Here is a 23,114-nt window from a genome sequence, read left to right as displayed (position 1 = left end):
GCATGGAGCAGGTAGCCGTGGCCGGCGTGCAGTTCGATGGCGTCGAAGCCGGCCGCTTTCACGCGCACGGCCGATTCCACGAAGCGGTCCACGACCCAGGCCAGGTCGTCGTCGCGGGCCGGTTGTACGCGGTAGGCGGCGGTGGGGGAGGCGAAGGGCGCCATCATCCCGGCTGATTCCTCGGCGGTCACCATCGCCGACAGCGCGTCGGGAGGTTCGGGGCGCTTCTTCGATGGCACGAGAAGCGGGCGGCCCTCGGCGATGTCGAGGAGGCTGTTGCCTCCGCCGTGTACGAGTTGGGCGGCCACCACGGCGCCGTGGCGATGGACATCGCGGGTGAGGCGCGTTAGCCCCGGGAGTTGGGCATCGTCGGAGGCGGCGATCTGGCGCCGGTCGAATGACGCGGTGGGATACGCCACGGCCACCGAACCCACAATGATCAGGCCGGTTCCACCGCGTGCCCGTGCCTCGAACCACGCCGCTTGAGCATCGCCGACGGTGCCGTCGGGCTCGCCCAGGTTCACCCCCATGGGGCACATGGCGATGCGATTGCGCAGCGCCAAGGACCCGATTGCTCCGGGGGCAAACAGGTGGGGGAAGGGGTTCACCAAAGGTCGCCGGTGTAGGTATCGGTGCCGGGGAGGGTGGGGATGAACGGGGCCGACCAGAGCACTTCGGCCACTCCATCGTCATGGAGGAGGCGCGCCGCCGCTTGCCGTTCGTGGTGAGCGGTAGCCGGATCGGTGGTGGTGAAGGACAGGGTGAGCAGGCAGTCTTCCAGGCCCTCTTGGCCCTGCTGGGCTACTGGCGCGTCGGCCGGTAGTGGAATGGGGGTGAAGCCCACGTCGAGTTCGGGGTGGAACCTTGTGTGTAGGTAGGCGCCCAACGATTCAGCGGTTACGCCCCCACCAGGACGCACCAGCGTGGCGGTCATGGCGCGGAAGGGGTGATCGAGGGCGAGTTCGGCGGGCACGGAGTTTTCCTCGGCGGCGGTGAAGGCGTGGCGGTACATGAGGGTGTGGATGTGATCGCGCTCGGCGAACATCCGACCGTTGGCGTGCAGCCAGTGCACCTGCCGGAGGGCCCAGTCGACGTGGTCGTCGTGGTGCCCATCGAGGATCCAGTAGACGGCCACATACGAGCCGGCGGCGATGCCACCGAACCGGTGGGCGTCGGTGCCGAAGCGGAGGTCTTTGAGGGGTGCCGTGGCTACGAAACGGCGCCCGGCGAACAGCCACGGCCCCACCATGCAACCCGCGTAGAAGTGATCGCGCTCGTACCAGCGGTTGTAGGCCACTTCGTGGCCCCGGTGGGGCTCCACCAGGGTGAAGAGCATCGATCCCAACCGCACCTCACCCCCGATGTCGTTCATGGCGCGGGATCCTACGACCCAAGCACCGGCTCCCGGTCCCAGGTCTCCAGTCCGAGGTTGGCGGCCCGGCCCCGGTGCGCCTCTGGCCACGAACCCACATCAGGTGGGCTGGTTAGGAGGTGATGCCGTAGCGCTCAAGACCAAACGCCCGGATGGCGTTACCGCGTACGAACTTCCAGGTTTCTTCCTCGGAGAGGCCGGCCTGGGCACAGATTCTCTCGGCCACTTTTTTGGAGTGCGGGAAGGTGCTGTCGGCATGGGGGTAGTCGGTCTCGAAGCAGATTTGGTCCATGCCGATGATGTCGCGGTTCTGGAGGCCGATCTCGTCGTCGAAGACGCACCCGTAGATGCGGTGGTGGATGTAGCTCGATGGCTTATTCGGGAGACTGGTCCCGAAGGAATTGTCGCCTCGCTCGGCCCAGAGTTTGTCGGCCCGCTCAATGACGTAGGGCATCCAACCAACCTGACCCTCCGAGTAGGCGATCACAAGGGTGGGGAAGCGCTCCAGCGTGCCCGAGAAGATGTAGTCGAGCATCGAGCCCATGGCGTTGGAGAAGGTAAGGGTGGAACTCACGATGAAGGGCGCATCGGGCGAGGTGGCCGGCATACGCGACGATGAGCCGATGTGCATGCACACCACGGTGCCGGTGTCCTGGCAGGCCTGAAAGAACGGGTCCCAGTAACGGCCCTTGTCGTGCACCGATGGCAGGCCCAGGGGATACGGGTTCTCCGAGAACGTCACCGCGAAGCAGCCGCGTAGCGCATTGCGCCGCACTTCGGCCGCCGCGAGGTGGGGGTCCCACAGCGGCACCATGCCGAGCGGGATGAGGCGCCCCTGGCCATCCCCGGCGCACCACTCATCGATCATCCAGTCGTTGTAGGCCTGCACACAGAGCAGGGCGAGATCTTTGTCCTCGCGCTCGTAAAAGGTCTGGCCGCAGAACCGCGGGAGGGTGTTGGGGAAGCAGATGGAGGCCTCAACGTGGTTCGCCGTCATGTCGATGAGCCGGTCCTTTTGGATCCAGCAGCCGGGACGGATCTGGTCGTAGGTAACCGGGGTGACGTCGATGTCTTCAAAGTCCAAGGCGGCACTGAGTTTCGGGAGCGGATAGATCAGGTCGTCGTAGATCCACCAATCGCACGGCTCGCCGCCCTTGACCCCCTTTTCGTAGGAGAAGACCCCGCCTTCGAAGTTGAAGGTGGCGGTGTCGCGCTCCACGCGGGGGGCACGGTCGCGGTAGCTGAGGGGGAGGCGGTCGGTCCAGAGGGTGGGTGGCTCCACCACGTGATCGTCGACCGAGATGATGAGGGGGAGGTCTGCAGTCATCTGCTAATCATAGGACCGGCGACTTGAACCGGTTCTAGTTGCCGGTGGCGCGGGGAAGCAGAGCCCGGGCGGTCCCCCGCAGGAACGACCACACCACATCGGCTACATCGAAGCGGTCGCGCCACAACACGATGCGCCCGTCGCGCACCTCGAAGGTGCCGCACACCCAAAAGGCGGCCCGTACCGACCCGAAGGTCAAGACATCGGTTCGCTCAGTGAGCACGATCGGCCCGTTGGCGGCCACGTTGTGCCACTGCACCTCGAAGCCCCGTCCGTAGCGGCCGAGCCACCGGAGTTGCTTCTCCACCGCAGCCCGGCCGCGCGCCGGGGGGATCGGCACGTTCTGATACACGATGGCGGGATCGAGGAACTCGACCGCGGCATCGATGTCGAGGCGTTCGAGAGCGGCCAGGAATTGTTGCACGAGTTCAATTTCGGAAGTGGCGGTGGTCATGGGTGGCTCCGTAACAGCTCCAGCAGGTCGGCGGGGTGGTGGAGGATGTGATCACTGGGTAGGGCACCGGCTCGAGCCCGGGGGTTCCATCCTGCCAGTGCGAACCGTACGCCGACGCGGGTTGCGCAGTCACGATCATGAGAAGTATCGCCGATGTAGATCGCCTCAGCCGCCGGCAGCCCCATGGCGGCGAGTACCGGGGCCAACTGTTTCTCGGCCCCACCGAAGTCATCGGAGAACCAGGCGGCCCTCGGCGCCCATCCGAGACGCGCCAGTTCGCTCCGGCCAGAGGTTCGGTCTTTGTTGGACGCCAGCCCCCAGGAGGCGAGTTGGCCCAGGACGTCGGTGATGCCGGTAAAGGGAGCGGCGGCGGCTGGGTCGTAGTGATCGAGGTATGCCTCCACGGTGATGCCGGCTTGTGCGCAAGCCTGAGCCAAGGGCAGGCCGAGGGGGGGCACGGCGTGGGCATCGAGGCCCAGGGCCAGGAACGGCGCGATGAGCGCAGCATCGGAGTTCACCAACGTCCCGTCGAAATCGAAGAGGGGCGTGAGGGGCACCGCTGCATTGTGCCCGACCCGCTCGGCCGCGGCGAGGCGGCGTCACCGGTTCGGTGGGTGAAGCGAATCCGACCCCTACGATGGAGCCATGCCTGCTTCGCAAACCTTCATCGATGTCGTGACCAAGGGAATGAATGTGGTGCACAAGTCGGTGCTGAAGGTCAGTGGCGGTCGCCTCGGATGGGACATGGGGGGCATGGCGGCGGTGGAGTTACACACCACGGGTCAGCGTTCTGGTCAACGCCGTTCCGTGATGCTCACCGCACCGATCCTCGACAACGACCACGTCGTGTTGATTGCCTCGAAAGGTGGCGACGATCGCCACCCCGACTGGTACCACAACCTCGTGGCCGAGCCGAAGGTGGAGATCACTCGTCACGGGGAGACCACCAAGATGGTGGCCCGAACCGCTTCGGTGGAGGAGAAGGCCGAACTCTGGCCGACCATCGTGGCCGCCTACAAGGGCTACGCCGGGTATCAAAAGCGCACGGAGCGCGACATTCCTGTGGTGATTTGCACCCCACGGTCCTGACGGCGGGGCGTCACTCCGCCAGCGCGTTGGCCACCGCGACGAGAAGCGTGTCCACCTCGGCAGGGCTGGCCGCAGCCGGCACGATCACCAGTTCCAGATAACCGGCGTTGGCGACGATGGCGAGGTGAGTAGCCAAGTTTGTAAACCGGACGGCCCGGTCGCCGGCGGCCACTTTCATCTCGGTGCCGTCAGGATCGTTGCCAGCATCGCGGATGTCGGCGGCGACGAAGTCGAAGGCGTTCTCCCCGCCGAGTGCCGCCGCGTCCAGCGAGGCGATAGACACGCTCGACTCGCTGCCGCTAGCGGATTGAAACGCGTAGGTGCACTCGGGGGTGCGGTCGCTATCGGATGCGGTGGCACCGGTGATATCCAGCCCAAGGCTCGTGGCCACCAGCGCCGGGGGTATCCGGTCGCAGAGCGCCGGGCCATCGAGCACCGGGAACGTGGAGGGGGGTACCGGCCGGTCGACGGTGATGGTGGCCGGTCGGGAGCCACAGCCCGCCACGGCCGGGCCTAGCGCCAGCGCAACAAGGAGGAGAGCCCAGGAGCGGTATGCCAGCATCGGAAACATTCTAGGGATCTCCGGTCTACGGGCGAGGGCAGGAGGAGCGGCCGCACCTGACACCTCCGTGGGGCGCGTTCTAGGGTGGACTATGTCGACCGCAAAGTTCAGGCTGCTCATCAACGGTGAACGGGTGGCCGGCGACGGTGGGTCCTACGACATCATCAACCCCGCCACCGAGACGGTGGTGGGGCAGGCTCCCGAGGCTTCCCTGGCCCAGGTCACGGCCGCCGCCGAGGCTGCGGCGGCGGCTTTTCCGGCCTGGAGTCGAACGAAGCCCGAGGAGCGGTCGGCCCTACTGAACAATGCGGCCGACCTGTTGCGCGAGCGGATGGATGAGCTGATTCCCCTGGTCCAGGCCGAAACGGGGGCTACCCAACGGGTGGCTTCCACCATGCAGGTGCCCACCTGTGTCGAGCGTTTTCGCCGTTACGCCCGGGGTGCGATGGAGCCCACCACCATGGCGCTGCCGCCCGGTGAGATGCCGGCCACCGCGCTGGCGGCCGGTGGGCTTATGAGCGCGATTGCGGTGCGCCAACCGGTGGGGGTGGTGGCGTGCATCACCCCGTACAACTTCCCGATCGTGAACATGGCCGGCAAGATCGGCCCGGCCTTGGCGATGGGGAATACGGTGATTGTGAAACCGGCACCGCAGGATCCGCTGGCGGTGACGGTGTTTGGCGAGATCCTCGATGCAGCAGGCTTCCCGCCCGGGGTGGTCAACGTTGTTACCGGTTCGGGCCCGGAAGCCGGGCAGGCGCTAGTGGCCTCGGACCACGTCGACATGGTGAGTTTTACCGGCTCCACCCCCGTGGGTCAGGCGATTGGGGAAGTGGCGGGCCGGGGCATGAAGCGCCTCTTGCTTGAACTGGGGGGCAAGGGGGCAGGCATCGTGTTCGACGACGCCGACCTCAAGACCACCATCGGCACGATTGCTAGCGTGTGGGCCTTCCACAGTGGTCAGATCTGCACGGCCCCGACGCGTGTCATTGCGCAGCGCGGGGTGTATGACCAGGTGGTGGCGGGCTTGGCCGCCGCCGCCGGTCGCCTCAAGGTGGGCGATCCGCTGGCCCGCGACACCGTGGTGGGCCCGTTGATCTCGGCGGTGCAGCGAGACCGGGTGGAGGCGCTCATTCAGACCGGTGTGGAGCAGGGTGGCGAACTCATCGCCGGTGGCCAACGCCCCGATTTCGAAACCGGTTTCTATGTGGCGCCCACCCTCATCGCAGGGTGTCGACCGAACAATGCCGCCGTCTTGCAGGAGTTCTTCGGCCCGGTGGTAGTGGTGGTCCCCTTCGATGACGAGGACGAAGCGGTGGCGATTGCCAACGGCACCGAGTTTGGCTTGTACGACTACGTGTTCTCCTCCGACACCACCCGTGCCCTGCGGGTGGCCCGGCAACTCCGCACCGGCTGCGTGGGCCTGAACACGGCTCAGCGGAATCACGAGGCGCCCTTTGGCGGCTTCAAGATGAGCGGGGTCGGTCGCGATGGCGGCAGTTTTGGCCTGCAGGCCTACAGCGAACTGCAGTCCATCGTCTGGCCCGGCTAGCGCCGAAGCCCCCGGTGGTCGCGTCGGGACTGACGCGCTACTAGAACGTGTTCTAGTCTGCTGCTATGGCCTCATTCGATCTGGTGATTACCAACGGGACCGTGGTGGACGGAACGGGGTTGCCGCGTCGCCGCGCCGATGTGGGTATCAAAGACGGGCGCATCGCCGCGGTCGGGTTCATCGCTGCCGTCGAGGGTGATCGCGTGATCGATGCCACCGGACGGGTGGTGGCCCCTGGAATCATCGATCCCCATACGCACTACGACCCGCAACTCACCTTCGAGCCCTACGGCACGTCGAGTTGCTACCACGGTGTCACCACGGTGGTAGCGGGCAACTGCGGTTTTTCGGTGGCCCCCCTCAAGCCTGGTGATGGGCCCTGGCTGATCCAGTTGTTTGCCCGGGTTGAGGGTATGGATGCCAGTGCGCTCGAGGGCATCCCGGTAGACACCTTCGAGAGTTTCCCCGAGTTTCTCGAGGCGATGCGCGGGAAGATCGGGATCAATGCGGCGTTCTACATCGGCCATTGTGCCCTGCGTCGTTATGTGATGGGGGAGGCCGCTCAGGAGCGGGCCGCCACCCCCGAGGAGATCGAGCAAATGGCTCAGATCGTGCGGGAGGCGATGGCGGCGGGGGCGGCGGGATTCAGTTCCACGCACTCACCCACTCACTTCGATTCGGCCGACCGCCCCGTTCCTTCTCGGCTCTCCAGTTTTGATGAGTTGCGCACATTGGCGGCGGCGACGGGGCGCTCGGGGAGTGGCTCGATTGCCTATCTTCCGGGCTCGGCGGTGGGGGGTATTACCGCCGACGATGAGGAACTTCTCATCGAACTGTCGCTGCTATCGCGGATGCCGGTGATCATTCAGGGGCTCGGGGCGCGCTCCAAGGTGGATGCGCCCACGGCCGGATGGGACAACGCCAAGCGCTTCGTCGACGAAGCCACCAGTCGGGGGGCGGCGGTGTATTCGATGGCGATGTCGAAGCCGTTCAACCGAACCTTCGACCTGGCCACCGGCACGAAGCTCTATGAAGGCGCCCTGGCGCTCAATCGCCTCTTTACCGAGGCCACCACCGTGACCGAGCGCTTGGCTCTCATGGCTAACCCCGACTTCCGGGCGGCGGCACGGGATTCGGTAGATGATCCAAATCGTGATGCCGACTTGGGCCCCACATTGCCCCCGCCCGGGTGGGCCATGCTGCAGGTGAACAAGGTGACGACATCAGAAAACGAACACCTCCTCGGCCGCTCCCTGGTGGACATCGCCGCCGAGCGGGGGGTGCATCCCACCGATGCGTTCCTCGACATCGCCGCCTCGGAAAACCTGGCGGTGGAGTTCGTTTGGAAGACCGAAACGCCTGAGTGGATCGAGGGCACCAAGATGGCTCAAGACGACCCGCACATGATCGTGGGTACCTCTGATGGGGGGGCCCACCTGGATCGTGACGACGGCGCTGAGGCCCACAGTTGGTTCCTCCAGTACTGGGTGCGCGAATGGGGTGGGTTCACCCTCGAGGAGGGAGTCCGCCAGATCACCGCGGTCCCCGCTACGCTCTGCGGCCTGAATGACCGCGGCCTCCTCCTTACCGGCTATGCCGCCGACATCATGATTTTCGACCCCGATACGGTGGGTCCTGATCAGAAAGTACTCGCCCATGACTTCCCGAATGGTGCCGCTCGCTGGACATCGAAACCTCGTGGTGTGCACGCCACGATCGTCAACGGTGTGCCCATCGTGATCGACGGTGAGTTGCAAAGTGATGCCGGTCTGCCGGGTCATGTTTTGAGCCCGACATGAGAGGGCTCGTGTGGACCGGCGAATTGGAGGTGCGCGACGACGTCGAGGTGCGCGGCCCGCGTCCTCACGAGGTCGTGGTGCGGATCATCAACGCCGGTTTGTGTCACTCCGATGTGTCGGTCTTGAACGGCACCATCCCCTTCCCTACTCCGGTGGTGTTAGGGCATGAGGGCGCCGGGGTGGTGGAGGAGATCGGGTCGGCGGTGCGCAAGGTTCAGCTAGGTGACCATGTGGTTCTCACCACGCTCGGCAGTTGTGGTCTTTGCGACGCCTGCGATCGCGGGCAACCCACGCGTTGTCGCGACACGATGGGCAAGTTGACTCGTCCCTTCACCGTGGGCGGAGAAAAGGCGTTTCAGTTTGCCAACGCCGGTGTGTTCACCGAGCGCACCGTGGTGGCTGAGAGCCAAGCCGTGGTGATCCCCAAGGAGATGCCTCTTACCGCCGCCTGTCTCATCGGTTGTGCGGTTGTCACCGGGGCAGGGGCGGTCCTCAACCGAGCCAAGGTGCAACCAGGTCAGACGGTGGTAGTCATCGGGGCCGGTGGTATCGGACAGTCCGTGATTCAGGCCGCTCGCATCAGCGCGGCGGGGCGCATCGTGGTGATCGATGCCAATCCTGGCAAGGAAGCCGTGGCTCGTCAGTTTGGAGCGACGGACTTCCTCGATGGTTCCACCCTTACCGGCGACGGCGAGTTGGTGCAGGCCGTGAAGGACCTCGGGTTGCCAAACGGGGTCGACCACGCCTTCGAGTGCGTGGGGAGTCGGGCGCTGATCGGCCAGGCGATCGATCTGCTTGATTGGGGCGGTCAGTGCATTCTGTTGGGCGTTCCTGCATTTGGCACCGAGGCCAGTTTTGTGGTGAACACCCTCTATAACGATAAGTCGATCATGGGATGCCGCTACGGGAGCACTCGCCCCCATCACGACATTCCCATGTTCGTGAACTTTTATCTCGATGGCCGGCTCCAACTCGATGAGATGGTGAGCAAGGTGTATGACCTCGCCGACATCCAACAGGCGCTGAACGACATGCATGCGGGGATACTGAATCGCGGGGTTCTTTCCCTCTCCTAGGCCGGGATCAAGCGGCGCTGGTGGGGGTGGTCACGATGCCCACGGGGCGGGGGTAGCCCGCAGGCGAGCGAGGAGTTCCTCTTGGGAGTGAACACCGACCTTGGCAAAGATCGCCGTGGGGCGGTTGCGCACCGTGCTGGCGCTGATGAAGAGATCTCGGGCGATTCCGGGCACCCGCTCGCCGCGCAGCATGCGTCGCAGCACTTCTCACTGTCGGGGTGAGAGTTCCTCGGCTCCCGGCACCAGGGTCACGTCGAGTCCGGCATCGGTGCGGACATCAAGGCCAGCGGCTTCTCGTTCTTGGGCGATGTGGCGGAGGTGCTGTTCGAGGCGAGCAGTCCGAGGATCGGTGTGAGTGGAGTCAGAGTGGGTGATCACGAAGCCCAACTCCTGCGCACCATGCGCCATCGGCAGATGTGTCGGCGATGTTTAGCGAGGTCATCGCCTCCGCTAAGGGCAATAGGGGTGCCGGTCTTGAGGCTCGATCCCGTTTTCATGTTTACGGTTTACATCTGGGTGGGTGCGATGCCCTCTGTCGCGGCATAATGTCACCGAAGGCGGCGGGATGCTCACCGAGGTGGTTTGGTGCTACCGAATGCTGTGCTTAGATTAGTCCTCCAAGAACTCCCGGCCGCCGTCATGGTGATCGACTCGGGGGACTGGTCGTCTTCGTCAGCGACGGCGCGGCGGAGATGTCTGGTTGGGCCGAGGCGGACTTGGCGGGTCGTAAAATCTACAATTTTTTGTCGCCGGAGGCGATAAATCAGCACGCCGGTTTTGTCACCCGCCAATTGCGCGAAGGGCGTGCGGCGAGCATTCGTCTGACCACCCAGCGGTTCGACGGGAGTTCGTTCCTGGTTGACGTGACCATCACTGTCTTGGAAACCAGAGAAGGGGATCGCTACTTCATCGGTCTGCTGTCGAAAGTTGGGGATTCGAGCACGAACCCAACGAGCGACTTTCGAGTGGCGTCTCGCGGCACTCGGCATGACGACCGATTGGTAAGGCTCGGTCAAGCCGCCACAGAAATTTCCGGTGACTTCATCAACGTGATGTCGGTCATCCTGGACCGGGCGGCAGGCCTCGAAGCGTCCATCACCGACTCAGCGGGGTTAGCCAATCTGAGGGAGCTCCAGCAGTCCGTCGCCGCTGCGGCTGGTCTTTCCCAGCAGATCGTCAACTACGCGCGGGTGGCTTCGAGTAGGGCGGAGCCGACCGACGTGAACGAGGTGGTGTGGACTTCGGCGGAGACGTTGGCTCAAGCCGTGGGCGACGACATCGTGGTGCGGCTTGACCTGGCCCTCGCTCCCCTATGGGTGATGGTCGATCGACGGGAACTGGACCAGGCCCTCCTGTGCATGGCGGTGAACGCGCGCGAGGCCATGCCCGAAGGGGGGGACTTAACCATCGCCACCGGGTCAGAACCGCATGCTGGGGGAGCGGACTATCCGCCGGCGGTGAGACTCTCCATGACCGACGGGAGGCGAGACATATCTGCTCAAGCCGTGGCGCAAGCCTTTCTGCCGTCGTCCACCGCCAACGCGGGCACAGGAGGGCGACCCATTGGGTTGGCGGCGGTGCGGGAATTCGCCGAGCACAACCTGGGGACGGTGGAACTACATTCCGTGGTGGGCGGCGGTACCAGTGTTCGTTTGGTCCTTCCCGCCCTCGACGCCTTGGCGCGCTTCGATCGGCCGGGCTAGGCCCTCGCGTTGCTGACGATCTTGATCGTCGCTGAGCCCACGGCCGAGTGACTGAGCGTCGTTTCTATGCTTCGCGACCATGGCTACGAGGCAATCATGGCGTCCACTGACACCGACGCCCTGGCGGCTATCGATCAGGAGGGTCACCGAGTGGGTCTGGTGGTGAGCGACGTCACCGTGCCTGATTCCGGTAGCCGGGAGGGGGGCACAGCGCCGGAGTGGAGTTTGATCTCCCGCTCGTCTTGCTGTCGGACCCCGGCGATGTTGCGTCGACCCGGTTCGATCCGTTCTGGGTGAGACCGTTTCCGATGAGGTACTGATCCGCTCGATTGGGACGGCGCTCCAGCGGCAGGGGGACAACGCCGAGCGATTCTCGGCGGGTCGGGGGGTGGCGCGGATTAGGCGGTGTCGGGTACCCAGTTGCCATGGAAGCCAAGCGGCACGCGGTTGGGTAGTTGCACGCGCGCAACCGGGTCGCCGGTCGGGTCCAAGGCGGAGAGCACCAGCAGTTCGCTGCGCTGCGTAGCGGTGTCGTGCACGAAACTCATGAGCCAACCGTCGTCCTCGGCGGCGGTGACATGGCGCGGGACCATGACCCATTCGCCCGCCGCTCGGCCTGGTCCTAACTCGACGCGTAGGAGGTCACCCGATGGGCCATCGATGCGGATCAGGTTTCCGCCGAAACTGTTGTCCTGATCTCGGCGACGGACTTCAGAGCCATAACCCCAACGATGTTGGCGACCGACCACTCGCTCGTCCACCCGCGGGAACTCCAGCGGCTGATCGCTCAGCTGCTGCTCGTGCACCCTGCCGGTGACGGTATCGATTCGCCAGCGCCACAGCAGCGGCGCATCGTCATCCGGGCCGAGCGCTTGGGCATCGAACATCCGGTCGTAGCGGACGATGTCGATCACCACCGTGTCGCCTTGGTCATGGGCGTTGAGGGCATGGAACACGTAGCACGGGGCCACCTCAAACCAGCGCACCTCGGAACCCGAACCACCGAGGGGGATGAGCCCGATGCGGGCGGTTCGATCCTCACTCCAGGAGTAGGGGAACCCACCGCCTTGCACGGCGGCGTCGAGATTGAAGGTCACCGGCAGGTCGTAGACCACGACCCATCGAGCCGTGATCGAGCAGTCGTGCACCATTGGTCCATCGGACACCTCGACGGGCGATAGGTGCTTCACCACGCCATCGCCGCTGATGACGGAGTACTCGAGGTGCGGGATGCTCCAGTGGTAGGAGATGGCGTGGCGGTCGCCGGTCACGGGGTCCACCTTGGGGTGGGCGCTGTAACCGTGGGGGAGACCACCGGCGAAGTCGGAGTGCTGAACGGTCTCGAGGGCGTAGGTCAATTCGACGGGGCGGGCACCGGCTTCCACGAGGGCAAAGGTCTGGCCGCCCAAGCCGATCACGTTGGTGTTGGCGGTATCCATGTTGGCGTGGCGCTCGCCGGGGGCCGGAATCTCCCCGAGAAGTTCGCTAACCCTGGTGGAGCGCACCATGCGGGCGCGGTACCAGTCCGCTCGTCCGCCGCCGAGTCGAAGCCCATGCACCATGCCGTCCCCGGCAAACCAGTGGTGGGTGGCGGGGTTCACCGCAGTAATCGGGTTCGGGCCATTGCGCAGATAGCGGCCCTCGAGTTCTTCCGGGAGCGTTCCCTCCACCACGAGTTCGGTGGCGGTGACGTCACCGTCGATGGGGGCGTAGGCCCCGGATAGCCACTTGTTCTGGGTGCTGACCATGTCGGGCTCCTCGGGTGGTTCCATCGCGCCCGCTGGTTCGGTCCCCGGGGCGGGGCCAGGTGGGCTAGACACCCATGTTATGGCGCAGACCAATGCACTCCACGATCTGGCGGCTGAGGTATCCAACTGGGGTCGCTGGGGTGAGGGCGACGAGATCGGCACCCTCAATCTGATCGACGAAGCGGCCGTCGTGCGGGGCATCGCCGCCGCCCGCACGGGTGTCCGTATCCCCTTGGCTATTCGGCTCGACGCCAACGGTCCGCAACTTGGCACGATCCCGGGCCGTATCAATCCGTTGCACACGATGGTGGCCATCAACGCCAACTACACCGGCGGTGATGCCGACGCAACGGCCTGCTGGAGCGACGACACGATCACCATGGGTCTGCAGTCCTGTACCCACTGGGACGGTCTGGCGCACGTGAGCTACGGAGGCTTTATCTACAACGGCTTTCCGTCCGAGAGTGTTACCGCCGAGAACGGGGCCACCCGATGCGGGATCCACAAGGTGAGGAATATTGTGAGCCGGGCCATTCTGTTGGACGTCCCCCGCGCTCTGGGTCATGAGATCCTGCCCCCTGGCTATCCGATCACCGAGGAAGATCTCGATCTGGCTCTGGAACAGGCGGGGGTTCAGCCCCACCCGGGCGACGTCATCCTCGTGCGCACCGGGCAGATGACCTACTTCAAGCGCCAGGATCGTGAGGGGTATCTTCTCGGCGACCAACCCGGTCTGAGCATGCGCAGCATCCGATGGTTCCATCGCCATGACATCGCGGCGGTAGCGATCGATACGTTGACGATGGAGGTGTATCCCTGCGAGGACCCCGACTTGATGTTCCCGGTTCACATGATCCAACTGCGTGATATGGGCCTCACCCAGGGGCAGAATTTCGATTTGGAGGCGCTCGCCACCCACTGCGCCGCCGACGGCGTCTACGAGATGTTGCTGGTGGCTAACCCTGAGCCCATCACCGGGGGCACTGGCGCACCGGTCAACCCGGTAGCCATCAAATGAGATACCACCCATGAGCGGCCCGGCCTCCTTCAATTTCGCCGATCTCTGGGAGATGGCCGTTGATGCCGTAGGGGATCGCGAGGCTCTTGTGGTGGGAGAGCAACGTCGTACCTACAACCAACTCGACGAGCGGGCTAACCGATTGGCCCATCACCTGACGGGCCGAGGGGTGGGGCCGGGCCATCACGTGGGCCTCTACCTAGAGAACTGTGCCGAGTACATCGAGGCGATGCTGGCCTGCTTCAAGATTCGGGCTGTCCCGATCAACGTGAGTTATCGCTATGTGGCGGGCGAACTGCGCCATCTACTGAACGACAGCGACACGGTTGGGGTGCTCCACGGTCCGCAGCACCAACCCGTCCTCGCCCAGATCCTGCCGGAACTTGATCAGCGGGTGTGGACGTTGGAGACGGGCGAAATGTACGAGGCGGCTCTGATGGCGTCGGCGTCGTCCCGGCCCTCCGTACCGGAACGGGGCGATGACGACCACTACATCATCTACACCGGCGGCACCACGGGTCTGCCGAAAGGGGTGGTGTGGCGTCACGGTGACGCATTCTTCTCCTGTATCGGGGGCGGTGACCCCATGCGGATGGAGGGGGAGGTGACCACTCCGGGAGAACTGCCGGCTCGCATCGGCGATGGCGTGACGTACCTACCGTTGGCGCCGTTGATGCACGCGGCCGCTCAGTGGACGTCGTTTATGTGGTTCTTTGCCGGGGGCACCATCGTGCTGATGGAGGGATCTCTCGATCCGGCGAAGGTCTGGCGCACCGTGGCGGCGGAGAAGGTGAACCTGCTCACCGTCGTGGGCGATGCGGTAGCCAAGCCTTTGCTCGACGCCTGGGACGCCATGCCTGGTCCGGAGCGCCCCGACATCTCCAGCGTCTTTGCTATCTCCAACGGAGGGGCGCCGATGTCTACCGGTTGTAAGGTGCGCATCCTGGACCGATTCCCCAACGTGATGGTGGCCGATGGTTTTGGTTCGTCGGAGGCGGGCATCCAGGGCTCGTCGAGGGTGGGGGCCAACGATGTGCCGGCGTCGGGACCCATTCGGTTTTCCACCGCTGGTTCCAAGCCGTTTTTGGTGCTCGACGACGAGGATCGGCCGGTCGTGCCCGGTGACGGGGTGGTGGGCCGCATCGTTACCGGCGGCCGGCTACCCCTCGAGTACTACCGCGATCCGGTGAAGACGGAAGCGACGTTTCTCATGGTGGACGGCGAGCGTTGGCTGATCACCGGTGACCTCGCCAAGGTGGCCAAGGACGGCTCGGTGGAACTGCTCGGCCGGGGGTCCACTTCTATCAACACGGGGGGCGAAAAGGTGCACCCCGAGGAGGTCGAAGGGATCATCCACGGGCATCCCGAGGTGGCCGATGTGCTGGTGGTGGGCGTGCCTGACGAGCGTTGGGGGAGCGTGGTGACCGCGGTCGTGCAGTTTGCCCCCGGTACCTCGGCATCACTGGAGGAGATCGTGACGCACTGCCGGGGCCAGTTGGCGGGTTACAAGCTGCCCAAGCATCTGGTGGTCGTGGACCGAGTGATGCGCTCTCCGGCGGGTAAGGCTGATTACCGCTGGGCGGTCGCTACCGCCACCCACGGAACGCAGCGGGCGGGGAGGGGCGTTAGCGAGTCCTGACCACGGCCTGCCAGGGGAAGACCACATCGAAGGGACACACGAGGTTGGTGGCCCGCACCAGCCAGGTGATGGTGTCGGCGGCGGGGGTGGCGTAGGTCTTGAGCACGAGGCCGCGTCGTGGGTTATCTGCGGCCACATACCATTCGGTGAGAGCGGCACAGCCATGGTCGGAGAGCCACGGGGCCGCCCGGCCGCCGAGGCCGTGTTGCAACCCGATCTCCCCGGGAGTCCAGGTAGCCAGCGGAACCGAGGGGCCGCGGTTGCTAAAAATCGACATCAGCCCACTGCGAACGGGCACGTGTTCAGCGTTCACGCCCGGGCCCAGGTTGATGAAGGCGGCGTGCTCGAGGTGCTCCAACAAGGGGGTGATGTCGCCGCCGGGCAACTCGAGGAGGACGTCGGGCACCTGGAGAACGGTACCGCCAGGCGATGCGGGAGTAGGAACCCCTACCCCCTAGGGGTATACTGGGACGATGCATGGCTACGTAGAACATCGAGAACAGCACCTGGCCGCGTTGCGGCGCGTGGAAGGGCAGGTTCGGGGCATTGCCCGCATGGTGGAAGACGATAAGTACTGCGTCGACATCCTCACCCAGGTGTCGGCGGCCACCCGGGCCTTACAGTCTGTGGCGCTCCACCTCCTCGAGGAGCACCTGAGTCATTGCGTGGCCGGAGCGGTCGAGGACCCCACGGTCTTGGCGGAGAAACTGGCCGAGGCCCACACGGCCATTGCTCGGTTGGTGCGTTCATGACCACCACCACTACCTACACCGTCACCGGGATGACCTGTGGGCACTGCGTGGCGGCTGTCACCAAGGAGATCGAGGCGCTCGCCGGGGTGGAGCAGGTGGAGGTGCACCTGGAGGCGGCTACCGCGGTGGTGACCGGCACGGCCTCCACCGAGGCCGTCCTCGCCGCCGTGGTGGAAGCGGGCTACGACGCCCGGCCTCAGCGGTGAGCGCGGGGTCGGGGCCGCCGATGGAGGGTGGCTATGGCCAGTACGGCTGAGGCGAAGAGGACCACGATCGATCTCCGTATCGGCGGCATGACGTGCGCGGCCTGTGCGGCGCGTATCGAACGGACGCTCAACAAGGTCGATGGCGTCTCGGCCACCGTGAACTATGCGTTGGAATCGGCGCGCGTTGAGGGACCGGTGTCGCTTGATCCGGCCACCCTCATCGCCGTGGTGGAGGGGGCGGGATACGAGGCTCGCCTACCCCCGCTCGATGGCGCCCCGATTTCGCCGGAGAACAGCCGCGTGGATGCGCTCGGACGTCGGGTTGGCGTCGTGGCGGTGCTCGGCGTCCCTGTCATTCTGTTGGGGATGGTGCCGGCCTGGCAGTTCACCCACTGGCAGTGGGTCGCGTTGGTGCTCACCTTCCCGATCGCTACTTGGGGAGCGTGGCCCTTCCATCGGGCGGCGGCGGTGAACCTCCGCCACGCCACCGCGACGATGGACACCCTGGTGTCGGTTGGCGTGACGGTGGCCTTTACCTGGTCGTCGTGGGTGGTGTGCTTCAACTGGGACGCGGCGGCGAGCATGCACAACGAGTTCTCCTTCACCGCCGACCGAGCCCACGCCGCCAGCGCCGTCTACTTCGAAGTGGTGGCCGCCATCACGCTATTTTTGTTAGCCGGCCGTTGGTTCGAAGAGCGCGCTCGACGGCGGGGCGGGGATGCGCTGCGCGCCCTCGCCGAGTTGGGAGCCCATGACGTAGCCCGCATCGGCGCGCGGGGAGAAGAGCGGGTGCCGGTGGAAGCGCTGGTGGTGGGTGATCGTTTCGTGGTGCGGCCGGGCGAGAAGATCGCCACGGATGGGCGGGTGGTGGAAGGCGCCGCCGCCATCGATGCCGCGTTGGTGACTGGGGAGTCCATCCCCGTGGAGGTCACGGTGGGCGATGCTGTCACCGGCGCGACGCTGAACGCCGGCGGACGCCTGGTGGTGGAGGTCACTCGGGTGGGCGCCGACACCACGTTGGCTCGTATGGCGAAGTTGGTGGCCGATGCCCAGTCGGGGAAAGCCCCGGTGCAGCGGCTGGCCGATCGCGTCGCCGCCGTTTTTGTGCCGATCGTCATTCTCATCGCGATAGCCACTTTCGGGTACTGGTGCGCCCGCGGCGATTCCGTGGCGGCGGCCATGGTGCCGGCGGTGGCCGTGCTCATCGTGGCCTGCCCCTGTGCGCTGGGTTTGGCTACCCCCATGGCCCTCTTGGTGGGGACCGGCCGGGGTGCCCAGATCGGTGTGCTGATCGCCGGGCCGGAGATTCTCGAAGCCACTCGTCGAGTCGACACGGTGGTACTCGACAAGACCGGTACCGTCACGACGGGCCGGATGACCCTGGTGGAGGTGGTGGTGGCCGATGGGGTGGACGCCGATTGGGCGCTCGCCCTCGCCGCCAGCCTCGAGGCGGCCAGCGAGCACCCCATCGCCCGGGTGATCGCGGCGGCCGTGCCGGGAGATCGGCACCTTCCCGTGTCGGGCTTCGAGTCGGCCGCCGGGCTCGGGGTGAGCGGGGTGGTGGCGGGACGCTCGGTGGCGGCGGGTCGACTGAGCCACCTCACGGGAGCGGGCTACCGTCTACCGGCGCGATTGTTCGAGGTCCATGAGCGGGCCGAGCAGCAGGGCCGTACGGCGGTGGCGGTGGCGTGGGATGGCGAAGTAGGTCTCATTGCGGTGGTAGCCGACACGGTGCGGCCCAGTTCACGGCGGGCCATCGCAACGCTCGGAGCGCTCGGGCTCGAGCCGGTCCTGGTGACTGGCGACCATGCGCTGGCGGCCCAGGCCGTGGCGGGGGACGTGGGAATCGAGCGTGTGGTGGCGGGAGTGCTCCCTCAGGGAAAGGTTGCCGAGGTTCGACGCCTCCAGGCGGAAGGTCGGGTGGTGGCGGTGGTGGGAGACGGGGTGAATGATGCCGCCGCTCTGGCTCAGGCTGATCTGGGGCTCGCCATGGGCAGCGGGACCGACGCTGCCATGGCCGCCGCTGACCTCACCTTGGTGCGGGCCGATCTCGATGCGGCGGTGGATGCAATCCGGCTTTCTCGGCGTACCCTGCGCACGATCAAGGTCAACCTGGGGTGGGCCTTCGGTTACAACTTCGCCCTCATTCCCTTAGCCGCCGCCGGGCTGTTGAATCCGATGCTGGCGGGCTTTGCCATGGCGGCGTCGTCGGTCCTGGTGGTGGCCAATAGCCTGCGTCTCTTCCGGTTTCAGCCCACCCCGGCCGAGCGGGCTCTGCGCCCGTGCTCGGATAGCTCCTAGAGCCGAACCTCCGCCGAAGGGAGCGGCGGCAAACGCCTTACCGCGGGCACTCCCATCCACCTCCCCGGCACCTTCACCGTGGTCCACGACCTGCCGTTTCCCGGATCCCGGGCGACCATCGACCACATCGTGATGGGCCCGACCGGGATCTTCTTGGTCGAGACGAAGAACTCCTCCCACGACGTCGTCATTCGGAGCGGTGCCGCCAGGTTCGGTAATTACGGCCTTGGGAAAGTGGCTACCGGACGCCGATGTCAGTGAATCTCGCCGGGGTCTGCATCCTCGGGGCGGCCCTCGGCGAGGGGAGGATATATGGCCGTGACCGCGCCCGCGTCTCCTCTAGGGTGCCGCAGTGCCTACCCCCTCCCGAACTGACGTGTCGGGGCGGCGGCCCGTGATGGGGCTGTTGGGGGCCTCCACTGCCGTGGTTGTGTGGGGGGTGTCGTCGGTGCTCATCAAGGGCGTGGAGGGCCTGAGCGGTCTGGGGCTGGCGTGCTACCGGATTTGGTTGGGGGCGGCGATCATCACCGTGGTGTTCTTGGCGTCCGGCGGACGGTTGTCGATCTGGCTCCTGCGGCGGTCCCTGCTCGGCGGCCTCGCCTTTGCCGCCGATCTCGTGTTGTTCTTCGTGGCGCTCCAAAAAACCAGTGTGGCCAACGCCACGGTGATCGGGGCGCTCCAGCCGGTGTTGTTGCTACTGGTGGCGGGCCCGATGTTCGGTGAGCGACCCCGTCTGGTGGAGGTGGGGTGGGGGGCGGCGGCGTTGGCGGGCACCGCGTTGGTGGTGCTCGGCGGCGATGGCGGGGGCGCCAACAGTCTGGCGGGTGATCTGCTGGCGGCGGGTGCCCTGGTGGCCTGGACGGCTTACTTCATCTGTTCCAAGGGGACATCCGCGGATTACCTATCTACCTGGGTTTATCAACAAGGTGCGCACCCCAAACAGAGTGTTTTTGGAACGCGAAACCACGGTTCTTGGAACGCGAAACCGCATTAAGAGCGGGGTTGGTGGCCTATCTGCCCGGCTGGGATGTCGTGTGCTGCTGTGGGAAAGGCAGTCGGAGTTGCCTTGTTCGCTAGGCGCTGCGAGTACTCGGTTGGCAGGGTTGAACTCAGCCGGCGCGCCCCATGTGACCATAGGCGTGCGAACTCGATGAGATCGCCGCTGCGCCATTCCGGCTCCACTAGTCCCGCAGCGAACCGCACACCCTCAAGCCAGCTGAGACAACCGAGATGCCCGGAAATCTCGATCTGAGACTGTGCCAGATCAGCAAAGAGTGTGTGACCGTCGCCCAGCCACTGAACGGCTCGCCACCAGTCCATGGTAATCGTTAGGTGTGGCGCGTCGACGGTGACGGGGCCGTCCTCGACCTGCTCCAGCACAGCAGTGACGTGGCCGCTCAACGACCCGATCCGCAGGGCGAGCTGGCCTTGCCCATAGGGGTGCCCGAGCAAGATCACCTCGACTCTGACGTCAGCGAGGTCAGGCAGCAGCCGGGTGCCTGATGGGCGGCATCCGATCGGGATGAGCGGGCCGTTCCCGCGATCGACCGTCGAGACTGGACTGTCAGGTAGTTGAAGCGCCGGAGAGAAGGAGCGAAGGTGTAGCGGCCAGCATGACACTGCGACGCTGAGTTGCGGTTCCCGTTCGTCGCCGACCCAGGTGCCTGTGACAAGGTCGCCTACAGCGGCCCACTGCGGTGTCCTCAACTCGATAATCATGTCGCACATACCTCGTCGCAGGAGAGCACCAGGTCGGCGACTTCGGACATCTCGAATGCGGGCCAACCCGGATCGAACCCGGCAACCGAACCGAAGCACGAGACCACAGTCCCAGAAGCGGGGCGTACCACCACGAACCCCAGGCCGACGCCCATCTTCGCTACGTAGGAGGACTCGCTGGCGGTGGAGAACCGCTGATCGCTTCCGGCGTCAGTCCGAAAGAATCCGCTGAAGAACCCGACCTCGCGCCGGTGCACCTCATCGTGCACCACAGGTCGTGAGATGCCCGTCGATCCCGGGCTCGCGTCGACGTGTCGTTCCAACTCGCCGAGGAAGCCCGAGCTAGCAACGAAGAAGGCGTGCACCGCGCTCGGACGCGCTAGAGCGGAGAAGGCAATGCACTGCCGACCCCGGTACTCCGGTGCCAACAGGTGGAGCATCGACATCGATGCCAAGTCCCTTCGATCTAGCTAGCACCGACAACGCGACGATCGGTTTCGCTAGGCAGAACAACTCCAAGTAGCGGTCCTCGAGATCGGTCTTTGACCCGTCAGCGCTGATCCCTCGAGAGATACTCCCGGCGTGCCCTGTCACCTGCACGCTCAGCGTCGCCCCGCCGTGAAGCGACGCCCGTTGCGCTAGGGCGGGCCCGCTGAGATCGTGCAGTCGGGGCCGGTCGGCAATCAAGAGGCCCGGCCGGACGCCCTTGACCGCTTCACGTATCCGCCGACCACGAATACAGCCGTAAACAGAGTCATCGCCGCCCATGCGATCGAGACGAATATCCTCACGCCGGTCGCGAACGACACCACCGTCAAGCCGACAAGTAAGACAAGAGCGACTACTTGGAACTGGTTGCGGTGTGCTTCCCTCCACGGCTGAGGGACAACACAGCCAGCATGCCAACTGCCCCCATCGCTAAAAGAAGAATATTGAAAATCATCGGATCCTTCCTGGTTCGTGCGTTGAACTGCGGAGTTGTTCGCCTACTTGCAGTTGTACTCGCCGTACTTCACCTGGGTGGGCCACCCCACGAAGGTAACAAGAGGCGGGACGGGGTACTTGTTGAACCTAATGCCAAGGCAGTTCCCATCCCCGTAGTAGCGGCCGGCAAAAGTAGCGAGAACTATAGAGGCCGGGAGGATCGCTGCACCGCAGACGATGGCCAGGGTACCGCCCGAAAGCACCCCACAGATAGTCGCAGCTGCACCGACAAGCTGAGAGGCATCGCGAGCGTTCTTCGTCTGGGCGCGGTCCAGGCGCACTGTACAGGTGACGGTGCCGCAGTCACCTTGGAACGATGGGTCGGCCACGACAGGGAAGGTTGCGCCGTCGGTGTTGATTGTTTGCACAATCGACGTGCCGACGACCTCGAACCGGGTGTCCATCGCGGTGCCGTTCGCGTCGTCGGCCCACGGAAGCGCTACCCGCCCCACCTCGCCACCGTTGTTGTTGCTCACGATGACCTCGCCCGAAGTCGCTGCGGCGACGGTCCACCCCGAAGGAAGACCCAGGTCGAAGCGGTACTCGGACGGTGCCTCCGCGTTCTTCATAACAATAACGGCCCGGAACGAGTTCAGCCCGAGTTCCTCGATGACAACCGCGTGTGTCCCATCGACTGCAGTAAGGGTCGACGTCGCCGAATCCACAACGAACGGCGTCGGTGCCAGCGTCGCTGGAAGTCCGAAGGTGAACACGTTGCCAGCCGCAGAGGCAATGTCGACCTCCGGCAGGCCGAGCCCGTCGACCGACACGAGGCCGTTCGAATCGATTGTTCTCGCCGGAACGCCAAAGAGATCAACCACCTCGGTGGCATCTCTGCCATCAAGGCTATTTGGCGATGCGAGCGCATCTGCGCCTGCGGCACCTGGAACCGCGATTCCAGCCACCAGACCCAACACCATGACAGCACCACCGACCGTTGTCGGGTTGAGTCGGCGATCTCCACACCCCGGCGGTTCGTTACCTAAAGCGGTTCCACGCATAAAAACGCTCCCCCTATTTACAAAGCACCCCTCCGATGCTCGTACAAACCATCGCCAATCGCACCAGGCCGAAAAGTAAAGGGTTTCAATCCTGAAATAAACGGGACGACGCAGAGTGGAGATCTGCAGTGTTGTGTGCTGCTGGGGTTTCTAGTTGTTCCGTCTTCCGGCCGAGTAACGATTCGCTTGCCGAGTTAGCCGGACCAGATGTGAACAACAACGCGATCCGCGATGACGTCGAAACCAGAATCCGTGAGTTGACCTCAGATCCACTCATGATCGAGTACCTAGAAGCAGAAGCGCGCAACATGCCACAGGTTGTCCTATTTGACGACAAAGCCCCCAATGCTAAGGAAACAGCCTTCCAGATGGGAAGCGACCAAGATATCGTGAGGTCCTCTATGCGTGAGGGCTTCGACGAGGAAACTGCCCGTGACCTGTCACAAAAAGTCGAAGACGCAATAAGAAACACCCGCGGACGCAAAGCAAAGTTCGATCGCGTTGGTGAACTGATCGATGGCCGGGCGTTCCCTGAACCTGACTGCGAAACCGCACGGCTCACTACCAGCCCCATCACCCCAACCAAATAACCCGACCCCCACCGCACCCGATCCGCCACCAGTCCCGCAACTCCCACCCAACTCGTTTCGTCTTGCGCCAGACCCCCTATAGGGGGTCCCTCGCATAACAGAGCGGAGCGCCGGGCGAAGGGCAGGCACCAGGAACCGGGCGCTAGGAACCGGGCTAACCGGGGCGAATCTGACCGCTCAAAACCAGTGAAAAACCGCTAGGAACACGGGGGTAGCAAACCT

The 23,114-nt window shown here is 64.9% G+C and carries 26 protein-coding genes; 14 read left to right on the top strand and 12 right to left on the bottom strand.

Annotation, left to right across the window (positions count from 1 at the left end):
* The 5 genes from EXQ71_03865 to EXQ71_03845 form a co-directional block, all read right to left on the bottom strand.
* Positions 1 to 608: effector protein (locus tag EXQ71_03865; protein ID MSO86644.1), on the bottom strand; the 608-nt coding region annotated here is incomplete at its 3' end.
* Entirely contained in the window at positions 605 to 1,372 is a 768-nt protein-coding gene (locus tag EXQ71_03860) for a hypothetical protein (GenBank protein ID MSO86643.1), read from the bottom strand. The genes EXQ71_03865 and EXQ71_03860, both read right to left, overlap by 4 nt.
* A 112-nt stretch (positions 1,373 to 1,484) precedes the next feature.
* Complete coding sequence (locus EXQ71_03855) at positions 1,485 to 2,699, bottom strand: amidohydrolase (protein MSO86642.1); 1,215 nt, start codon at positions 2,697 to 2,699, stop codon at positions 1,485 to 1,487.
* 34 nt (positions 2,700 to 2,733) lie between these two features.
* Positions 2,734 to 3,153, bottom strand: coding sequence for a limonene-1,2-epoxide hydrolase (locus EXQ71_03850; protein ID MSO86641.1), 420 nt, complete (start codon positions 3,151 to 3,153; stop codon positions 2,734 to 2,736).
* A complete protein-coding gene (locus EXQ71_03845) occupies positions 3,150 to 3,710 on the bottom strand; it encodes an HAD family hydrolase (GenBank protein ID MSO86640.1) in 561 nt (186 codons plus the stop codon). The genes EXQ71_03850 and EXQ71_03845 overlap by 4 nt, the downstream gene beginning before the upstream one ends.
* 88 nt (positions 3,711 to 3,798) lie before the next feature.
* Here EXQ71_03845 and EXQ71_03840 point away from each other — a divergent pair, with 88 nt between their 5' ends.
* A complete protein-coding gene (locus EXQ71_03840) occupies positions 3,799 to 4,242 on the top strand; it encodes a nitroreductase family deazaflavin-dependent oxidoreductase (GenBank protein ID MSO86639.1) in 444 nt (147 codons plus the stop codon).
* Between the two features lie 10 nt (positions 4,243 to 4,252).
* Here the strand turns inward: EXQ71_03840 and EXQ71_03835 are convergent, their stop codons facing one another.
* Positions 4,253 to 4,804 carry a hypothetical protein gene (locus tag EXQ71_03835; protein ID MSO86638.1) on the bottom strand — a complete coding sequence of 184 codons (552 nt, stop codon included), beginning with the start codon at positions 4,802 to 4,804 and terminating at the stop codon, positions 4,253 to 4,255.
* A 91-nt stretch (positions 4,805 to 4,895) separates the two neighbouring features.
* Between EXQ71_03835 and EXQ71_03830 the strand changes: the two genes are divergently transcribed.
* The 3 genes from EXQ71_03830 to EXQ71_03820 all read left to right on the top strand — a co-directional run bounded on the left by EXQ71_03830 (position 4,896) and on the right by EXQ71_03820 (position 9,231).
* On the top strand, positions 4,896 to 6,356 hold the full coding sequence (locus EXQ71_03830; protein MSO86637.1) for an aldehyde dehydrogenase family protein: 1,461 nt from the start codon (positions 4,896 to 4,898) through the stop codon (positions 6,354 to 6,356).
* 65 nt (positions 6,357 to 6,421) lie between these two features.
* Positions 6,422 to 8,155 carry an amidohydrolase gene (locus tag EXQ71_03825; protein MSO86636.1) on the top strand — a complete coding sequence of 578 codons (1,734 nt, stop codon included), beginning with the start codon at positions 6,422 to 6,424 and terminating at the stop codon, positions 8,153 to 8,155.
* Positions 8,152 to 9,231, top strand: coding sequence for a Zn-dependent alcohol dehydrogenase (locus EXQ71_03820; protein MSO86635.1), 1,080 nt, complete (start codon positions 8,152 to 8,154; stop codon positions 9,229 to 9,231). Before EXQ71_03825 ends, EXQ71_03820 begins: the two co-directional genes overlap by 4 nt.
* A gap of 30 nt (positions 9,232 to 9,261) precedes the next feature.
* On the opposite strand, the gene EXQ71_03815 is transcribed toward EXQ71_03820, so the two are convergent.
* Together EXQ71_03815 and EXQ71_03810 are read right to left on the bottom strand one after the other, a co-directional pair.
* Positions 9,262 to 9,435, bottom strand: coding sequence for a response regulator transcription factor (locus EXQ71_03815; protein ID MSO86634.1), 174 nt, complete (start codon positions 9,433 to 9,435; stop codon positions 9,262 to 9,264).
* Between the two features lie 3 nt (positions 9,436 to 9,438).
* The gene (locus EXQ71_03810) at positions 9,439 to 9,639 is read right to left on the bottom strand and encodes a hypothetical protein (GenBank protein ID MSO86633.1); all 201 of its coding nucleotides are present in this window, start codon (positions 9,637 to 9,639) and stop codon (positions 9,439 to 9,441) included.
* Positions 9,640 to 9,923: 284 nt separating this feature from the next.
* Here EXQ71_03810 and EXQ71_03805 point away from each other — a divergent pair, with 284 nt between their 5' ends.
* Together EXQ71_03805 and EXQ71_03800 are read left to right on the top strand one after the other, a co-directional pair.
* On the top strand, positions 9,924 to 10,934 hold the full coding sequence (locus tag EXQ71_03805; protein ID MSO86632.1) for a PAS domain S-box protein: 1,011 nt from the start codon (positions 9,924 to 9,926) through the stop codon (positions 10,932 to 10,934).
* Positions 10,935 to 11,030: 96 nt separating this feature from the next.
* A complete protein-coding gene (locus tag EXQ71_03800) occupies positions 11,031 to 11,231 on the top strand; it encodes a hypothetical protein (GenBank protein MSO86631.1) in 201 nt (66 codons plus the stop codon).
* Between the two features lie 101 nt (positions 11,232 to 11,332).
* On the opposite strand, the gene EXQ71_03795 is transcribed toward EXQ71_03800, so the two are convergent.
* Positions 11,333 to 12,682 (bottom strand): carotenoid oxygenase, encoded by a 1,350-nt coding sequence (locus EXQ71_03795; GenBank protein MSO86630.1) that lies wholly within the window; start codon positions 12,680 to 12,682, stop codon positions 11,333 to 11,335.
* Between the two features lie 79 nt (positions 12,683 to 12,761).
* Here EXQ71_03795 and EXQ71_03790 point away from each other — a divergent pair, with 79 nt between their 5' ends.
* A complete protein-coding gene (locus EXQ71_03790; GenBank protein ID MSO86629.1) occupies positions 12,762 to 13,700 on the top strand; it encodes a cyclase family protein in 939 nt (312 codons plus the stop codon).
* A 10-nt stretch (positions 13,701 to 13,710) separates the two neighbouring features.
* Positions 13,711 to 15,339 (top strand): acyl-CoA synthetase, encoded by a 1,629-nt coding sequence (locus EXQ71_03785; GenBank protein ID MSO86628.1) that lies wholly within the window; start codon positions 13,711 to 13,713, stop codon positions 15,337 to 15,339.
* Here the strand turns inward: EXQ71_03785 and EXQ71_03780 are convergent.
* Positions 15,326 to 15,745 (bottom strand): hypothetical protein, encoded by a 420-nt coding sequence (locus EXQ71_03780; protein MSO86627.1) that lies wholly within the window; start codon positions 15,743 to 15,745, stop codon positions 15,326 to 15,328. The two genes, EXQ71_03785 and EXQ71_03780, sit on opposite strands and share 14 nt — an antisense overlap.
* Positions 15,746 to 15,812: 67 nt before the next feature.
* Between EXQ71_03780 and EXQ71_03775 the strand changes: the two genes are divergently transcribed.
* The 5 genes from EXQ71_03775 to EXQ71_03755 all read left to right on the top strand — a co-directional run bounded on the left by EXQ71_03775 (position 15,813) and on the right by EXQ71_03755 (position 19,592).
* Positions 15,813 to 16,091 (top strand): metal-sensitive transcriptional regulator, encoded by a 279-nt coding sequence (locus EXQ71_03775; protein ID MSO86626.1) that lies wholly within the window; start codon positions 15,813 to 15,815, stop codon positions 16,089 to 16,091.
* Positions 16,088 to 16,297, top strand: a complete 210-nt coding sequence (locus EXQ71_03770) for a cation-transporting ATPase (GenBank protein ID MSO86625.1) — start codon at positions 16,088 to 16,090, stop codon at positions 16,295 to 16,297. Before EXQ71_03775 ends, EXQ71_03770 begins: the two co-directional genes overlap by 4 nt.
* A 33-nt stretch (positions 16,298 to 16,330) precedes the next feature.
* Entirely contained in the window at positions 16,331 to 18,598 is a 2,268-nt protein-coding gene (locus EXQ71_03765; protein MSO86624.1) for a heavy metal translocating P-type ATPase, read from the top strand.
* A 54-nt stretch (positions 18,599 to 18,652) separates the two neighbouring features.
* Positions 18,653 to 18,859, top strand: coding sequence for an NERD domain-containing protein (locus EXQ71_03760; protein ID MSO86623.1), 207 nt, complete (start codon positions 18,653 to 18,655; stop codon positions 18,857 to 18,859).
* A gap of 91 nt (positions 18,860 to 18,950) precedes the next feature.
* Positions 18,951 to 19,592, top strand: coding sequence for an EamA family transporter (locus tag EXQ71_03755; GenBank protein MSO86622.1), 642 nt, complete (start codon positions 18,951 to 18,953; stop codon positions 19,590 to 19,592).
* 721 nt (positions 19,593 to 20,313) lie between these two features.
* Here the strand turns inward: EXQ71_03755 and EXQ71_03750 are convergent.
* Together EXQ71_03750 and EXQ71_03745 are read right to left on the bottom strand one after the other, a co-directional pair.
* Positions 20,314 to 20,763, bottom strand: coding sequence for a hypothetical protein (locus EXQ71_03750; protein ID MSO86621.1), 450 nt, complete (start codon positions 20,761 to 20,763; stop codon positions 20,314 to 20,316).
* Positions 20,764 to 21,303: 540 nt separating this feature from the next.
* Positions 21,304 to 22,221, bottom strand: a complete 918-nt coding sequence (locus EXQ71_03745) for a hypothetical protein (GenBank protein ID MSO86620.1) — start codon at positions 22,219 to 22,221, stop codon at positions 21,304 to 21,306.
* 290 nt (positions 22,222 to 22,511) lie between these two features.
* Between EXQ71_03745 and EXQ71_03740 the strand changes: the two genes are divergently transcribed.
* Positions 22,512 to 22,892 carry a hypothetical protein gene (locus tag EXQ71_03740; protein ID MSO86619.1) on the top strand — a complete coding sequence of 127 codons (381 nt, stop codon included), beginning with the start codon at positions 22,512 to 22,514 and terminating at the stop codon, positions 22,890 to 22,892.
* The last annotated feature ends 222 nt before the right edge of the window (positions 22,893 to 23,114 follow it).

It is taken from the genome of Acidimicrobiia bacterium, assembly GCA_009694375.1.
Lineage (GTDB): Bacteria > Actinomycetota > Acidimicrobiia > Acidimicrobiales > VFJN01 > VFJN01.
The sequence above is the reverse complement of the archived record's forward strand: the minus strand, read 5'-3'. Positions and strand labels throughout refer to the sequence as shown.

Excerpts from the sequence above, each read along its gene's own strand:
- EXQ71_03860 (MSO86643.1), bottom strand. The coding sequence starts at position 1,372 with ATGAACGACATCGGGGGTGAGGTGCGGTTGGGATCGATGCTCTTCACC.
- EXQ71_03855 (MSO86642.1), bottom strand. The coding sequence starts at position 2,699 with ATGACTGCAGACCTCCCCCTCATCATCTCGGTCGACGATCACGTGGTG.
- EXQ71_03850 (MSO86641.1), bottom strand. The coding sequence starts at position 3,153 with ATGACCACCGCCACTTCCGAAATTGAACTCGTGCAACAATTCCTGGCC.
- EXQ71_03840 (MSO86639.1), top strand. The coding sequence starts at position 3,799 with ATGCCTGCTTCGCAAACCTTCATCGATGTCGTGACCAAGGGAATGAAT.
- EXQ71_03835 (MSO86638.1), bottom strand. The coding sequence starts at position 4,804 with ATGCTGGCATACCGCTCCTGGGCTCTCCTCCTTGTTGCGCTGGCGCTA.
- EXQ71_03830 (MSO86637.1), top strand. The coding sequence starts at position 4,896 with ATGTCGACCGCAAAGTTCAGGCTGCTCATCAACGGTGAACGGGTGGCC.
- EXQ71_03825 (MSO86636.1), top strand. The coding sequence starts at position 6,422 with ATGGCCTCATTCGATCTGGTGATTACCAACGGGACCGTGGTGGACGGA.
- EXQ71_03820 (MSO86635.1), top strand. The coding sequence starts at position 8,152 with ATGAGAGGGCTCGTGTGGACCGGCGAATTGGAGGTGCGCGACGACGTC.
- EXQ71_03810 (MSO86633.1), bottom strand. The coding sequence starts at position 9,639 with ATGGCGCATGGTGCGCAGGAGTTGGGCTTCGTGATCACCCACTCTGAC.
- EXQ71_03805 (MSO86632.1), top strand. The coding sequence starts at position 9,924 with ATGTCTGGTTGGGCCGAGGCGGACTTGGCGGGTCGTAAAATCTACAAT.
- EXQ71_03800 (MSO86631.1), top strand. The coding sequence starts at position 11,031 with ATGGCGTCCACTGACACCGACGCCCTGGCGGCTATCGATCAGGAGGGT.
- EXQ71_03795 (MSO86630.1), bottom strand. The coding sequence starts at position 12,682 with ATGGTCAGCACCCAGAACAAGTGGCTATCCGGGGCCTACGCCCCCATC.
- EXQ71_03790 (MSO86629.1), top strand. The coding sequence starts at position 12,762 with ATGGCGCAGACCAATGCACTCCACGATCTGGCGGCTGAGGTATCCAAC.
- EXQ71_03785 (MSO86628.1), top strand. The coding sequence starts at position 13,711 with ATGAGCGGCCCGGCCTCCTTCAATTTCGCCGATCTCTGGGAGATGGCC.
- EXQ71_03775 (MSO86626.1), top strand. The coding sequence starts at position 15,813 with ATGCATGGCTACGTAGAACATCGAGAACAGCACCTGGCCGCGTTGCGG.
- EXQ71_03770 (MSO86625.1), top strand. The coding sequence starts at position 16,088 with ATGACCACCACCACTACCTACACCGTCACCGGGATGACCTGTGGGCAC.
- EXQ71_03765 (MSO86624.1), top strand. The coding sequence starts at position 16,331 with ATGGCCAGTACGGCTGAGGCGAAGAGGACCACGATCGATCTCCGTATC.
- EXQ71_03750 (MSO86621.1), bottom strand. The coding sequence starts at position 20,763 with ATGTCGATGCTCCACCTGTTGGCACCGGAGTACCGGGGTCGGCAGTGC.
- EXQ71_03745 (MSO86620.1), bottom strand. The coding sequence starts at position 22,221 with ATGGTGTTGGGTCTGGTGGCTGGAATCGCGGTTCCAGGTGCCGCAGGC.